The 15,866-nt window shown below is 73.1% G+C and carries 3 protein-coding genes; all 3 read right to left on the bottom strand.

Translation table 11 applies throughout. The features are described 5' to 3' along the window. Positions 1–15: 15 nt before the first annotated feature. Genes G6N51_RS02165 through G6N51_RS02155 form a run of 3 tightly spaced genes read right to left on the bottom strand, consistent with a single transcriptional unit; the run spans position 16 to position 15,788 of the window. The gene (locus tag G6N51_RS02165) at positions 16–3,069 is read right to left on the bottom strand and encodes a type I polyketide synthase (protein ID WP_083171959.1); all 3,054 of its coding nucleotides are present in this window, start codon (positions 3,067–3,069) and stop codon (positions 16–18) included. Position 3,070: 1 nt separating this feature from the next. Continuing rightward, positions 3,071–9,472 (bottom strand): SDR family NAD(P)-dependent oxidoreductase, encoded by a 6,402-nt coding sequence (locus G6N51_RS02160; protein ID WP_372510361.1) that lies wholly within the window; start codon positions 9,470–9,472, stop codon positions 3,071–3,073. Continuing rightward, the gene (locus tag G6N51_RS02155) at positions 9,417–15,788 is read right to left on the bottom strand and encodes a type I polyketide synthase (protein ID WP_083171957.1); all 6,372 of its coding nucleotides are present in this window, start codon (positions 15,786–15,788) and stop codon (positions 9,417–9,419) included. The genes G6N51_RS02160 and G6N51_RS02155 overlap by 56 nt, the downstream gene beginning before the upstream one ends. Positions 15,789–15,866 lie beyond the last annotated feature (78 nt).

Below are 15,866 nucleotides of genomic sequence, written 5' to 3'. Positions count from 1 at the left end.
TGCGTTGGGATTTCGTCATTCGGCGCCCTCGTCGTCCGTCGCCTGGAGGGCCATCGCGACCAAGGCTTCGGGGCTCAGCGAATCGATCTTGTCGATGACCGGTTCGGCGCCAACGCTTTCCGGCGCGCCGGCGAGTAACAAGAGTTTGTCGAGCAATCCGGTCCTGCGGAGCTCCGCGAGCGGGATACTGCGCAGCGAAGACCACACCTTCTCCTCGTCCGATTCGTCGTCATCGCCGCGAAACAGCTGCTGCCGCAGCAGATCGGCCAGCGCCGCGGGAGTGGGGTGGTCGAAGATCAGGGTGCGCGGCAACGCCAGGCCGGTTGCCGTCGTGAGCCGGTTGCGCAGTTCGACGCCGGTCAGCGAATCGAATCCGAGGTCGGCGAAGGCGCGGTCGCGGTCGATGGCGCGGCCGTCCGGGTGCCCCGCGACGGCGGCGGCGTGCCCGCAGACCAGCTCGACCAGCCGCCGCCGTTGCTCCGCGGGGGGCAGGGCGTGCAACTGCTCGGCCAGGTCCGGGGCGCGGGTCGCCTTGGCAGGCAGCGCATCCCGGCCGTCGCCCAGCCAGAATCGTTGCCGCGCAAAGCCATACGTCGGAAGGTCGATCCGGTGCGCTCCCGAGCCCGTGAACGCCGCCGGCCAGCTCATGTCCACCCCGGCGGTGAACAGCCGGCCGGCCGCCTGCAGCGTCGACTCGATCTCGGGACCGCCCCTGGGCATGGTCACCACCGAGATCGGCCGCTCGGTGGTCAGCGACTGGTCCACCGCCGCGCTCAACCCACCGCCCGGGCCCACCTCGAGAAACGTCGTCGCCCCCAGGGCCTCCGCGGTACGCACGCCGTCGAGGAACCGCACCGGCCGGCGCACATGGTCGACCCAATAGCGCGCGGACCCGTACCCGGGGCCGGCGGGCTCGCCGGACAGGTTGGAAATCAAGCAGATTCGGGGCTGGCGCGGTCCGATGTCGGCAACCCGCCGCGAGAAGTCGTCGAGCATCGGTTCCATCAAGGCCGAATGAAAGGCGTGCGAGACCGCCAACCGGTGCGTCCGCCGGCCGGCGCGCGCCAGGCGATCCGCCGTCGCGCCCACCGCGGCGCCCTCACCGGACAACACCACCGCGTTGGGTCCGTTCACCGCCGCGATGCCGACACCCTCGCTCAGCATCGGGGCCACCTCGGCCTCGGCGGCGCTCACCGCCACCATCACCCCGCCCGCCGGCAACCGGGCCATCAATTCCCCACGCGCCGCCACGACGCGCGCCGCATCCGTTAACGACAACACGCCCGCCACGCACGCCGCGGCGATCTCCCCCACCGAATGACCCAGCACCACGTCGGGTGTCACACCCCACGACCGCCACAGCGCAGCCAGCGCGACCTCGAGCACGAACAAGGCCGGCTGCGCAAACTCGGTGTCCTGCAACGATTCCGCGTCGTCGCCCCACATCACCTCACGCAACGGCGCCCGCAGGTGGGCGTCCAGCGCCGCCGCGGCCTCGTCGAAGGCGTGCGCGAAGGCCGGAAACCGGTGATGGAGCTGGCGGCCCATCCCGGGCCATTGCGAGCCTTGGCCGGGGAACACGAAGGCCGTCTTGCCCGCGGGGCCGGCGCGGCCGACCACCGCACCGGTGGCCGGCTCCCCGGCCGCCACGCCGGCCAGGCCGCGGGCCAGCGCCTCGCGATCGCTACCCACCACCACCGCCCTATGGTCGAACATCGAGCGCGTCGTCACCAACGACCACTCGACGTCAGCCACGGTCACCCCGGGGTCGGCCACCCATGCCGCCAGGCGGCTCGCCTGGTTGGCCAGGGCCTGCTCGGATCGGCCCGACAGCACCCACGCCACCGGCCGGTCGCACGCGTCCGTGGCCGTATCCGGTTGTGCGGGAGCCTGTTCCACGACGACGTGCGCGTTGGTGCCGCCCATGCCGAACGACGACACCCCGGCGCGGCGCGGGCGGTCGGCCACCGGCCACGGCAGCGCGGCGGTGTTGACCCGCAGCCCGAGGCGCTCGAGTTCGGAATCGGCGCCGGCGTGGTTGAGGCTCGGCGGGATCACCGGATGCCGCAGCGCGAGCACGGTTTTGAGCAGGCCCGCGATTCCCGCGGCGGCTCCGGCGTGGCCGATGTTGGTCTTCACCGAACCCACGTTCAGCGGGCGCCCGCGCCCACCGAACACCTCGCCCAGCGCCTTGGCTTCCGCCTCGTCGCCGACCTTGGTGCCGGTGCCATGGGCCTCGATGAAGTCGATGTCGCCGCTGCCCAGGCCGGCGGCGGCGAGCGCCCGCCTGATCACGTCGGCCTCCCCGGAAACCGAGGGCACCGTCTGCCCGGCGGCGCTGTGTCCGGCGTTGCCGACGGCGCTGCCCCGGATCACCGCGTGGATGCGGTCCCCGTCCCGCAGGGCCGCCGGCAGCGGCTTGAGCAGCACCAGTCCCCCGCCCTCGCCCCGCACGTAGCCGTCCGCGTGTCGATCGAACGCGTGGGTGTGACCCGATGTCGACAGCGCGCCGAATTCGCGTTCCAGCATTGCCGTTTCGTCGGCCAGGTTGAGGTGGACCCCGCCGGCGATCGCCAGCGCCGACTCGCCCGAACGCAGGCTCTCGCAGCCGAGGTGCACGGCGGTCAGCGAGGACGATTGTCCGGAATCCACGGTCATGCTGGCGCCGTGCAGCCCGAACGCATACGAGACCCTGTTGGCGATCATCCCCCGGCTGATCCCGGCGAACGAGTGGTGGTCGAGGTTGTCGGCGATGTCGCGCAGCGTCAGCACGGCGTAGTCGTCGGCCATCGCACCGACGTACACCGAAATCGCCTCGCCCCGCACCGTTTCCGGTGGCACGAAGGCGTCTTCGAATGCCTCCCAGGCCAGTTCGAGCGCCAGCCGTTGGCGGGGGTCCATCGCGGACGCCTCGCGCGGCGAGATGTGGAAGAAGTCGGCGTCGAACTCCGCGACGTCGCCGGGCAGCCGCGTCGCCTCGCGGCCGTCGCGCAGGACTTCCCAGAATTCGCGCGGATTTTCCGCGCCGGGGAATCGGCAGGCGAGACCGATGATCGCGACGTCCGTCATGCTAGGGGCCGATCTCCTCGTCGAGGATGGCGAAGAGCTGGCTTTCGGTGGCGGTGGCGATGTCGTCGTCGAACGGGTCGTCGGCGGGCTCCGAATGGGCAGCCTGCCCGGGGCCGGTCAGGCTGTTCAGCAGGCCTTCCAGCCGGGTGACGACCTGCGCTTTGTCGCCGGCGCTCCAGTCGGTTTGGCCGAGCAGCGCCTGCAGTTCGCGCGCCACGTCGTTGAAGCGGGCCAACCGGTCGGGCGGCTCGCCGGTGGTGCCGGTGGCCAGCTGCCCGTCGAGATGCTCGGCCAGCGCCGCGGGCGTGGGGTGATCGAAGATCAGCGTGGGCGACAGGGTCAGTCCCGTCGCGATCTTGAGCCTGTTGCGCAGCTCCACGGCGGTCAGCGAGTCGAAGCCGAGATCGGCGAAGGCGTGCTCGGCGTTGACGTCCGCGGTGCTGTGTCCCAACACCGTGGCGGCGTTGTCGCAGACCAGCTCCACCAGCTCGCGGCGCCGCTGCTCGGGTGCCAGGCCCTCCAGCCGGGCCCGCAGACCCGTCAGCGACACCATGTCGGTGGGGTCGAGCACCCGCCGCGCCGGCCGAGATGCCAACTGGCTCAACAGCGGCGGCAGCGCCGCGCCGGCGTGCGCGAGCGCGGCGGTATCGAGCCGGGTGGCCACCACTACGGGGGGCTCGGCCAGCAGCGCGGCGTCGAGCAGGTCGAGCGCCTGCCGGGTGGACAGCGCGGCGAGCCCGGCGCGGCTCATCCGGGCCCTGTCGCGGTCGCCGAGGTGCTCGGTCATGGCCGACGCCTGCTCCCACATCCCCCAGGCGATGGACAAGCCGGGCAACCGGTGGGCCCGGCGGTACGCCGCGAGCGCGTCGAGGAAGCTGTTGGCGGCCGCGTAGTTGCCCTGCCCCGGGGCGCCGACTATCCCCGCCATCGACGAAAACATCACGAATGCCGCGAGATCGTGCTCCCGGGTCAGCTCGTGCAGGTGCCACGCCCCGTCGACCTTGGACCGCAGCACCGTGTCGATGCGCTCCGGCGTCAGCGACGCGATCACCGCGTCGTCCAGCGCACCCGCGGCGTGGAAGACCGCGCGCAGCGGGAGGTGCGCCGGCACCCGCGCCAGCAGCCCCGCCACGGCGTCCCGGTCGCCGACGTCGCAGGCCACCACCGACACCTGGGCCCCGGCATCGCGCAGTTCGGCGACCAGACCGGCCAGCCCGTCGGCCCGGTCACCGCTGCGGCTGACCAACATGACGTGCGGCACCCGGTAGCGCTCGACCAGGTGACGGGCCACCGCCGACCCCGCCATGCCGGTCCCGCCGGTGATCAGCGCGGTGCCGCCGGCCAGCCCGGCGGGCCCGTCGGGCATCCTCAGCACGACCTTGCCGATGTGGCGGGCCTGGCTGACGAAGCGGTACGCGTCTGCGGCGCGCCGCACGTCGAAGGCCTTGACCGGCAGCGGCGTCAGCACTCCGGCGCCGAACAACCGCAGCAGCTCGGCCAGCATCTCGGCGATGCGGTCCGGTCCGGCCTCCATCAGATCGAACGCGCGGTAGCCGACACCGGATGCGGCGAGGGCCGCCGGGTCGCGCAGGTCCGTCTTGCCCATCTCGATGAATCGCCCGCCGGGAGACAACAACCGCAGCGAGGCGTCGGTGAACTCGCCGGCCAGCGAGTTGAGCACGACGTCCATTCCGGCACCGCCCGCGACGACGGAGAACTCGTCCTCGAAGTCCAGCGTTCGCGAATCCGCGATGTGCTTGTCGTCGAAGCCCATGGCGCGCAGGGTGTCCCACTTGCCGCGGCTGGCGGTCGCGAAAACCTCGGCGCCCCAGTGCCGGGCCAACTGCACGGCCGCCATGCCCACCCCGCCCGCGGCGGCGTGTACCAGCACCCGCTCGCCGGCCCGCAAGCCGCCCAGGACCGACAACCCGTAATACGCCGTCAGAAACACCACCGGCACGCCCGCGGCCTCGGCGAACGACCAGCCCGGGGGAATTCGCGTCACCAGCCGCCGATCGACGGCCGCCACGGACCCGGTCAGGCCCAAGATCCCCATGACCGCGTCACCGACGGCCAGATCCGTTACGCCGGGGCCGATCTCGGTCACCAGCCCGGCGCCCTCGGCGCCCAGCTGCGCGGCGCCCGGGTACATGCCCAGCGCGACCAACACGTCGCGGAAGTTCACCCCGGCGGCCGCCACCGCCACCCGCACCTGGCCGTCCGCCAGTTCCGCGGGCGGGCCGGACTGCACCGCCAGGTCTTCCAGCGTCCCGGCCGCACCGGCCGCCAGCCGCCAGACCGAAGGCGCCTCGGGCAGTCGCAACAGCGGGTGCGCCGTGAGCGGCTTCAACCGGGCGCCGTAGGCGACGCCCTCGCGCACCGCCACTTGCTGCTCACCACAGCCGATCACCGAATCGAGGTCGAGGGATCCGTCGGAGTCGACCAGCACCACCCGACCCGGATGCTCGGCCTGCGCCGAGCGCACCAGCCCCCACACCGCCGCGCCGGCCAGGTCCGACACGTCCTCGCCGGGCAGCGCGACGGCGCCGTGGGTCAGGATCACCAACGGGCCGGCCCCGTCACCGCGGGACTGCAACACGCGCAACGCCTCATGGGTGGCGGCGTAAACCGATCCGACCACGCCGGGCGCATGCAGCGGCGGCCGCCACACCTCGGGGGCCGCGCCGGTACCGTTGTCGGGCAACCGAACCGGCGACCAGACCGCTTCCAGCAACTCGCCGCCCCCGGATCGCGCCGCCGCGGCCGCCGACAGCTGCGCGGCCGAGACCGGGCGCGTCGACAACTCGCGCACCGACAGCACCGGCAGGCCCGAGGGATCGGCGAGTTCGACCGACACGCCGCCCTTCCCGACCGGCGCAAGCCGCACCCGGACCCGCGCCGCCCCGGCCGCATGTAAACACACGCCCTGCCAGGAGAACGGCAGGACGGTCTCGCCCCCCCGGTCGGACACCCCCAGGGCATGCAAGGCCGCGTCCAACAGCACCGGATGAATCCCGAAGCCGCCCACCGTCACGCCGGCCTGCTGCGGGGCCTCCACCTCGGCGAAGATCTCGGCACCGCGCCGCCACACCTTGCGCAGCCCCCGGAAGGCGGGGCCGTACCCGTAGCCGCGCGCGGCCAAATCGTCGTAGGCATCGGTCACGTCGACCCCCGTGGCGCCGACCGGCGGCCACACCGAAAGGTCGGCGGCCGGCGCGGGCGAGCCTTCGCCGAGCACACCCTGGGCATGCAACGTCCATTCCGACCCGGCCTGCGAATACACCGCCGCCGAACGGGTTCCGCTCGCGTCGGCGGCATCCACCACCACCTGCACCCGTACCGCGCCGCCCGCAGGCAGCGGCAACGGGGCCGACAGCATCAGCTCCTCGATCACCGGACAGCCCACCTCGTCGGCGGCCCGCAGCATGAGCTCCACGAACCCCGCGCCGGGGAACAACACCGTCTCCGCCACCGCGTGATCGGCCAGCCAGGGCTGGGCCGCCGCCGAGAGTCGGCCCGTCAGCACCATGCCGCCCGAATCGGGGCGCTCGACGACCGCGCCCAACAGCGCATGCCCGGCCGCCGCCAACCCCAGGCCGGCGGTGTCGCGGGCGCCCACCGACTCGGTCGGCAGCCAAAACCTGCGCCGCTGAAAGGCATACGTCGGCAGGTCGACCCGGCGGGCGGGCAGGCCGGCGTACGCCGCGGACCAGTTCACGTCGGCGCCGGCCACGAACAGCTGCCCCGCCGCCAGCAGCAGCGCCTCGACCTCGGGGCGGTCCTTGGGCATCGACACCGCCGCGACGGCCGGCTCGGCCGCCAGGGACTGTTGCACCGCGGCCGTCAGCGCTGCGCCCGGGCCCACCTCCAAAAACGTTCCGGCGCCCAGTGATTCGGCCCAGCGCACACCGTCGACGAACCGCACCGGGCGGCGCACATGCTCTACCCAATAGTCGGCGGACGCATATCCCGGCCCGGCCAGTTGCCCGGTCACGTTGGACACCAGGTCGATTCGCGGCGGGCCGGGTGACACCCCGGCCACCACCGCGGCGAACTCGTCGATGATGGGTTCCATCAGCGGCGAGTGGAACGCGTGCGAGACGGCCAGCTGCCGCACCCGCCTGCCGCGCTCGGCCAGCCGATCCGCCACACCCGTCACCGCGGCCCGTTCGCCGGACAGCACCACCGCGTCGGGGCCGTTGACCGCCGCAATGCTCACGCCGCCGTTCAGCAGCGGCGCGACCTCGGCCTCGGTGGCGGTCACCGCCACCATCACCCCACCGGCCGGCAGTGCGGCCATCAACCGGCCGCGGGCCGCCACCACCCGCGCCGCGTCGGGCAGCGACAGGACGCCGGCCACGCAGGCCGCGGCGATCTCCCCCACCGAATGGCCGATCACCACGTCGGGTGTCATGCCCCAGGACCGCCACAGCGCCGCCAGCGCGATCTCCAGCACGAACAACGCCGGCTGGGCGAATTCCGTGCTCTGCAACAGCTCCGGGTCGCCGCCCCACATCACGTCGCGCAGCGGCAGCCGCGCGTGGGCGTCCACCGCCGCGACGGCCTCGTCGAATGCTTCGGCGAACACCGGGAAGCGCCCGTGCAGGTCCCGCCCCATCCCGAGCCGCTGCGAGCCCTGGCCGGGAAACACGAACGCGCGCTTGCCGACTGCTCGGGTGCGCCCGACCGCCACGCCCGGGCCGGGCCGCCCGGCCGCCACACCCGCCAGCCCGGCCGCCAAGGTGTCACGGTCGGCGCCCACCAGCACCGCGCGGTGTTCCAGCGCCGCCCGGGTGGTGGCCAGCGACCAGCCCACGTCCACGGCCCGCAGACCCGGCTCGGCGTCCAGCCGGGCCGACAGCCGCGCGGCCTGAGCGGCCAGCGCGTCGGACGACCGGGCCGACACCACCCAGGCCACCACCGAATCCGGCGAATCACCTTGCACCGCAACGCTTTCCGGTTCATCCGGGGGCTGCTCGACGATCACGTGGGCGTTGGTGCCGCTGATCCCGAACGACGACACCCCCGCCAGGCGGCGGCCGTCCCGCGCGGGCCACGCCCGCGGTTCGGTCAACACCGACACGGCGCCCGCCGACCAGTCCACGTGCGGTGACGGCACGTCCACGTGCAGCGTCTTGGGCATCACCCCGTGCCGCATGGCCTGCACCATCTTGATCACCCCGGCCACGCCGGCCGCGGCCGAGGTGTGGCCGATGTTGGACTTGATCGACCCCAGCCACAGCGGCCGGTCCGCCGGCCGGTCCTGCCCGTACGTCGCCAACAGCGCCTGGGCCTCGATCGGGTCACCCAAAACCGTTCCCGTGCCGTGGCCTTCGACCACGTCGACATCCGCGGTGGTCAGACCGGCGTTGACCAGCGCGGCGCGGATCACCCGCTGCTGGGATGGCCCGTTGGGCGCGGTCAGGCCGTTGGAGGCGCCGTCCTGGTTCACCGCGGTGGCCCGCAGGACGGCGAGCACCGGATGCCCCAGCCGCCGCGCGTCCGCCAGCCGCTCCAGCACCAGGACGCCGGCACCTTCGGACCACGAGGTGCCGTCCGCCGCACCCGCGTACACCTTGCACCGGCCGTCCGGGGCCAGCGCCCGCTGCCGGCTGAATTCCACGAACGCGGCGGGGGTGGCCATCACGGTCACGCCGCCGGCCAGCGCCAGGTCGCACTCCCCGGAGCGCAGCGACTGTGCCGCCAGATGCATCGCCACCAACGACGACGAACACGCCGTATCCACCGACACCGCGGGGCCCTCCAGGCCCAGCACGTAGGACACCCGGCCCGAGGCCACGCTGAGGGTCGAACCGGTCAGCCCGTAGCCCTCCAGCTCACCCTTCACCTCGCCGCCGTAACCGGCGTGGATGACACCGGCGAACACGCCGGTCGCCGAGCCGCGCAACGCCAGCGGGTCGATCCCCGCCCGCTCCAACGCTTCCCACGAGATCTCCAGCATCAGCCGCTGCTGGGGGTCCATCGCCAGGGCCTCACTGGGCCCCACCCCGAAGAATCCGGCGTCGAAGTCCGCCGCGTCGCGCAGAAAGCTGCCCTGGCGGGTGTACATCTTGCCCGCCGCGTCGGGATCCGGGTCGTAGAGCCCCTCGACATCCCAGCCGCGGTCCGAGGGGAAGTCGGATACCGCGTCGCGGCCGTCCTTCACCAAGTCCCACAGGGCTTCCGGGGAATCCACCCCGCCCGCGTAGCGGCACGCCATGCCGACCACCGCGATCGGTTCGGACAGCCGGCCTTCTAGCTCCGAGACGCGTCGGCGCGCCCGCCTGAGATCGGCCGTCAGGCGTTTCAGGTAGTCGACGTGCTGCGAGGTATCCGGCATCGCGGTCTCAGCGGCCGAGTTCTTCGTCGAGGATGGCAAAGAGTTGGCTTTCGGTGGCGGCATCGAGGTCGGAGTCCAGGCCTTCGGGGTCGGGGTGATCGTCGGGGCCCAACGTGGCGAGCAGGGTGTGCAGGCGGGCCCGCAGCGCCGACCTGTCGGCGGCGTCCCAGTTGGGCCGGCTGAGCAGTGCCTGCAGTTCGCGGGCGATGTCGGTGAAGCGGGCCATCAGGTCCGGCTGGTCGCCCGCCCCGGTTCCGGCCAGTTGGGTGTCCAGGTGCCCGGCCAGCACCGCGGGGGTCGGATAGTCGAAGATCAGCGTGGGCGAAAGCGTCAGCCCGGTAGCGGTTTTCAGCCGGTTGCGCAGCTCGACGGCGGTGAGCGAATCGAAGCCCAGGTCCTGGAATGCGCGGCCGGCGTTGATGTCGGCGGGATTCGGCAGCCCCAGCACGGTGGCCGCATTGCCGCAGACCAGGTCGACCAGTTCACGCTGTCGCGCCTCGGGTGTCAGGCCGTGCAGCCGCGCCGTGAGCCCGCTCATCAGGGCGGTCGTATCGCCGTCGTCGATGACGCGCCGGGTGGTACGGGCGCCCAGCTCGCTCAACAGCGGGGGCAGCCCGGCGGCGTTGTCGGACAGGGCGACCCGGTCCAGGCGGGCGGCCATCAGCACCGGGGCCTCGGCCAGCATGGCGGCGTCGAACGACTCCAGCGCCTGCTCGGTCGACAGCGGCGCGATCCCGATCCGGCTCATCCGGGCCTTGTCACGCTCGCCGAGGTGGGCCGTCATCGCCGAGGCCTGCTCCCACAGGCCCCAGGCCAGCGAAAGACCCGGCAGCCCGTGCGCACGCCGATACGCGGCCAGCCCGTCGAGGAAACTGTTGGCCGCCGCGTAGTTGGCCTGGCCGGGGGTCCCCACGATGCCGGCCATCGACGAAAACACCACGAACGCGGACAGATCCAGCTCGCGCGTCAGCTCGTGCAGGTGCCATGCCCCGTCGACCTTGGCCCGCAACACCGCGTCCAGCCGCTCCGGCGTCAACGACAAGACCAGCCCGTCATCGAGGATGCCGGCCGCGTGCACCACGCCGCGCAGCGGATACTGCCGCGGTATCTGCGCCAGCATCGCCGCGACCGCGTCGCGGTCGGCGACATCGCAGGCCACCACCGACACACGGGCGCCGGCCTCCTGCAGGCTTTCCACCAACTCGGCGACCCCCGCCGCCCCGCCGCCGGCGCGGCTGGCCAGGACCACGTGGGCCACCCGATAGCGCTCGACGAGGTGGCGGGCCAGCGCCGAACCCGCCATGCCGGTGCCGCCGGTGACCACCACGCTGCCGCCGGCCAGCCCACCGCAGCCACTGAGCACCGCGCCGGGCCCGGTCGGGACGGTCAGGGCGACCTTGCCGATGTGGCGGGCCTGGCTGACGAACCGGTAGGCCGCCGAGGCGCAGCGGACGTCAAACGTCTTGAGCGGCAGCGGCTCCAGGGCCCCGTCCCGCAGCAGTTGCACGATCTGGGCCAGCATCGCCGCGGTGCGATCGGCGCCGGCCTCCATCAGGTCGAACGCGCGATACTGCGCGCCCCCATACCGCTCGGCCACGACGTCCGGATCGCGGACGTCCGTCTTGCCCATCTCGATGAAGCGCCCGCCGGGAGCCAGCAGCCGCAGCGACGCGTCGGTGAAGTCACCAGCCAGCGAATTGAGCACCACGTCGACCCCGGCCCCGCCGGTCGCCGACGTGAACTTCTCCTCGAAGTCCAGCGTCCGCGAATCACCGATGTGGTCGTCGTCGAATCCCATCGCGCGCAGGGTTTCCCACTTGCCGCGGCTCGCCGTGGCGAACACCTCCGCGCCCCAATGGCGCGCCAGCTGCACCGCGGCCATGCCCACCCCGCCGGTGGCGGCGTGCACCAGCACCCGCTCGCCGGGGCGCAACCCCGCCAGCACCGACAACCCGTACAGCGCGGTGAGGAACACCACCGGCACCCCCGCGGCCGTCACCAGCGACCAGCCCTCCGGCACCGGTGTCACCAGGCGCTGATCCACCACCGCTTCGGAACCGACGACGCCGAGCAGCCCCATCACCGCGTCGCCGACCGCCAGCCCTCTCACCCCGGGGCCGACCTCGACGACGACACCGGCGCCCTCGGCCCCCAGTTGGCCGCCGCCGGGATACATGCCCAGGGCGACCAGCACGTCGCGGAAATTCACCCCGACCGCGGCCACGGCCACCCGGACCTGACCGGCCTCCAGTTCGGCCCGCGGGCACGGGCTCACCACCAGGTCCTCCAGCGTGCCCCCGCCGCCGGCATCCAGCCGCCAGCCCCCCGGCGGCAGCCGGAGCACCGAACCCCGTCGTAGCGGCCGCATCCGGGCCGCGTAGGCCACGCCGGCGCGGACGGCCAATTGCGGCTCGCCGCAGCCGATCACGGCCCGCGCGTCGAGCGATCCGTCGGAGTCGATCAACACCACCCGGCCGGGATGCTCGGCCTGGGCCGAGCGCACCAGTCCCCACACCGCCGCGCCGGCCAGGTCGGTGACGTCCTCACCGGCGAGCGCGACCGCGCCCCGGGTCTGCACCACCAACACCGGGGACCCGGCATCGCCCAACCAGGTTTGCAGCACGCCCAGCGCCTCGGTGGTCGCCGCGTGCACCGATCGCGCGACCTCGCCGCCGTGCGCGCCCGGCTCCCACACCGTGGCGTCCGCGGTGAAGCCGTTGCCCGTCACCGCGATTGGCGACCACGCCACCTCGAACAGTCCGTCGATGGGCGCGGCCGCGAGGGCCAAGTGCTCGGCCGAAACGGGGCGCATGGCCAGCGAGCGCACCGACAACACCGGTAGGCCGGAGCCGTCGGCCAATTCCACCGAGACCGCCCCGGCGCCCGAGGGCGCTATCCGGACCCGCGCCCGCGACGCGCCCGCCGCGTGCAACGACACCCCCTGCCAGGAGAACGGCAGCACGGTCTGGCCCTGCTCGGCGGCGACACCGATCGCGTGCAGCGCCGCGTCCAGCAACACCGGGTGGATGCCGAACCCGCCGTCCTGCGCGCCGGCGTCGTCCGGCAGGGCGACGTCGGCGAAGATCTCGTCGCCCCGCCGCCACATCGCCCGCAGGCCGCGGAATGCCCGGCCATACTCGTAGCCCCGCTCCGCCAGCCGCGCGTAGGCGTCGCCCACCTCCACCGGCGTCGCGCCCACCGGCGGCCACACCGACATCTCGGCGGCCGGCGCGACCGCCGCCGCGCCCAACAGGCCCTGGGCGTGCAGCACCCACTCCGACTGCGCGCCAGCCGAATACACCGACACGTCGCGCCGGCCCGACTCGGCGGCGCCGCCGACCACCACCTGCACCTGCACACCGTCCGCGGCCGGCAGCACCAACGGGGCCGACAACGTCAGCTCCTCGAGGACGCCGCAGCCGACCTCGTCACCGGCGCGGACGGCCAGCTCGACAAATCCCGCACCGGGGAACAGCACCGCGCCGCCCACCGCGTGGTCGGCCAGCCACGGCTGGGCGGCCGTGGACAGCCGGCCCGTCAGCACCACCCCACCGGAATCGGGCCGCGCCACCACCGCGCCCAGCAGCGCGTGTCGCGCGCCCGCCAGCCCCAGGGTGGCCACGTCGCCCGACCCGGTGGCCCCACCGGGCAGCCAAAACCGCTGCCGCGCAAAGCCATACGTCGGTAAGTCCACGCGCCGCCCGCCCAGCCCGGCGATGGCGGCGCGCCAGTCCACCGGCAGGCCGGCCACGTGGGCCTGGCCGGCCGAAAGCCAAAACCGTTGCAGGGATCCGTCATCGCGGCCCAGGGACGGGACCACGAACGCGTCGTGACCGCAGTCGGCCAGGGTCTCCTCGACGGCGGCGAGCAGGACGGGGTGCGGGCTGGATTCGACGAACACGCCGTACCCGGCACCGCACGCGTTGCGCACCGCCCGTTCGAACTGCACCGTTTGCCGGATGCTGCGATACCAGTAGTCGGCGTCCAGCCCCGCGGTGTCCAGGAGTTCGCCGGTCACCGTGGAGAACAACGCGACCGAGGACGACCGCGGCTCGATCCCGGCCAGCGCCTCGGCCAGCGCCGGCCGGATGGCGTCGACGTGCCGGGAATGGGAGGCGTAGTCGACGTCGATCCGGCGGGCGCGGACGTCGTCGGCCTCGCAGCGCCGCATCAGCCCGTCGAGCGCCTCCACGTCGCCGGACACCACCACCGCCGAGACGCCGTTGACGGCGGCGATGTTCAACCGATCGCCCCACTCGGCGATCAGTTCTTCGGCCCGGGGCTGGCCGCAGGCCAACGACACCATGCCACCCGCACCCGACAGACCCACCAGCAGCCGGCTCCGCAGCGCCACCACCCTGGCGGCGTCCTCCAGGGAGAGGGCCCCGGCCACGTACGCCGCCGCGATCTCGCCCTGCGAATGACCGATCACCGCGTCGGGGACCACGCCGAGCGAGCGCCACAACTCGGCCAGCGACACCATGACCGCCCACAGGGCCGGCTGCACCACGTCCACCCGGTCCAGCCCCGGCGCCCCGGGCGTCCCGCGGATGACGTCGACCAGCGACCAGTCCACGTGTTCGGCGAGCGCCTTTTCGCAGCGCTGCAGGTGTTCGGCGAAAATCACTGAACCGTCCAGCAATTCGGCTCCCATGCCGACCCATTGCGAGCCCTGGCCGGGGAATACGAACACCGTCTTGCCCACCGGTTGCGCCCGGCCCACCACCGCGCCCGCTCCCGGCGCGCCGTCGGCCACTTCGGCCAGCCCCGCCAGCAGGCGCTCGCGGTCACCGCCCACCAGCACGACCCGGTGCTCGAACAGTGAACGCGTCGACACCAGCGACCAGGCCACGTCGACCGTCCGCAGGCCCGGGTCGTCGGTCACCCGCGCCAGCAGCCGGGACGCCTGATTGGCCAGCGCGTCGGCCGACCGGGCCGACAGCACCCACGGCGCCGGCGCGTCATCGCTTGCGGGCGCGGGGCTTTCGGCCTCCAGCGGGGGCTGCTCGACGATGACGTGCGCATTGGTGCCGCTGATCCCGAACGACGACACCCCGGCGCGACGCGGCCGGTCCTGCGTGGGCCATTCCCGCGCCTCGGTCAGCAGCGACACCGCGCCCGCCGACCAATCCACATGTGGCGTGGGCACGTCCACGTGCAACGTCTTCGGCATCACCCCGTGCCGGATCGCCTGCACCATCTTGATCACCCCGCCGGCGCCGGCCGCCGCCGAGGTGTGGCCCATGTTGGACTTGATCGACCCCAGCCACAGCGGCCGGTCGGCCGGCCGGTCCTGCCCGTAGGTCGCCAGAACCGCTTGCGCCTCAATCGGATCCCCGAGGGTGGTGCCGGTCCCGTGACCCTCCACCAGGTCCACGTCCGCGCTGCTCAGCCGCGCGTCGGCCAGCGCGGCCCGGATCACCCGCTGCTGCGAGGGTCCGTTGGGCGTCGCCAGCCCGTTCGAGGCGCCGTCCTGATTGACCGCCGACCCGCGCAGCAGCGCCAGCACGTGATGGCCCAGCCGACGCGCGTCGGACAGCCGTTCCAGCACCAGCACGCCGACGCCCTCGGAGAAGCCGGTGCCGTCGGCGGCACCCGCGTAGGCCTTGCACCGCCCGTCGGCGGCCAGCGCCCGCTGCCGGCTGAACTCGATGAACATCGCCGGGGTGGCCATCACCGTCACGCCGCCGGCCAGCGCCAGGTCGCACTCGCCGGCGCGCAGCGACCGCGCCGCCAGGTGCAGGGCCACCAACGACGAGGAACACGCCGTATCCACCGAGACGGCCGGGCCCTCAAGGCCCAGCGAATAGGCCACCCTGCCCGACGCCACGCTCAACGTCGACCCGCGCAAGCCGTAGCGCTCCAGGTGCCCCGGCACCCGGCCCTGGCCGCCGTACGAGCCGTGGAAGATTCCGGCGAACACGCCCGTCGCCGAACCGCGCAACTCGGCGGGGTCAATCCCGGCCCGCTCCAACGCCTCCCAGGACACCTCCAACAGCAGGCGTTGCTGCGGGTCCATCGCCAGCGCCTCGCTGGGCGCGATGCCGAAGAACGCGGCGTCGAAGTCGGCCACGTCGGCCAGGAAGCCGCCGCAGCGGGCATAGGACTTCCCCACCGCGTCGGGGTCGGGATCGAACAGGCCCGCCAGGTTCCAGCCCCGGTCCGCCGGGAAGTCCGACACCACGTCGCGGCCATCGGCCACCATCTGCCACAGGGCTTCCGGGGAATCCACACCCCCCGGATAGCGGCAAGCCATCCCGACCACCGCGACGGGTTCGGTTGCCGCGGTGAGGTATTCGCGGGCCTCCCGCTTCAGGCGCTCGTTGTCCTTCAGCGCCGCGCGGAGGGCCTTGACGAGTTCTTCGGAGGTGCCGGTCATGAAGCGCGACCTGGGCGGGGACGCGGGATTGTTCGCCGTTCCATCACTGATTCTCTGGGGGGCACAAGAAGCAACGCC

The sequence above is a fragment of the Mycobacterium paraseoulense genome (assembly GCF_010731655.1).
Lineage (GTDB): Bacteria > Actinomycetota > Actinomycetes > Mycobacteriales > Mycobacteriaceae > Mycobacterium > Mycobacterium paraseoulense.
Note: the sequence above shows the minus strand (reverse complement) of the source record. Positions and strands in the feature narration are given on the sequence as shown.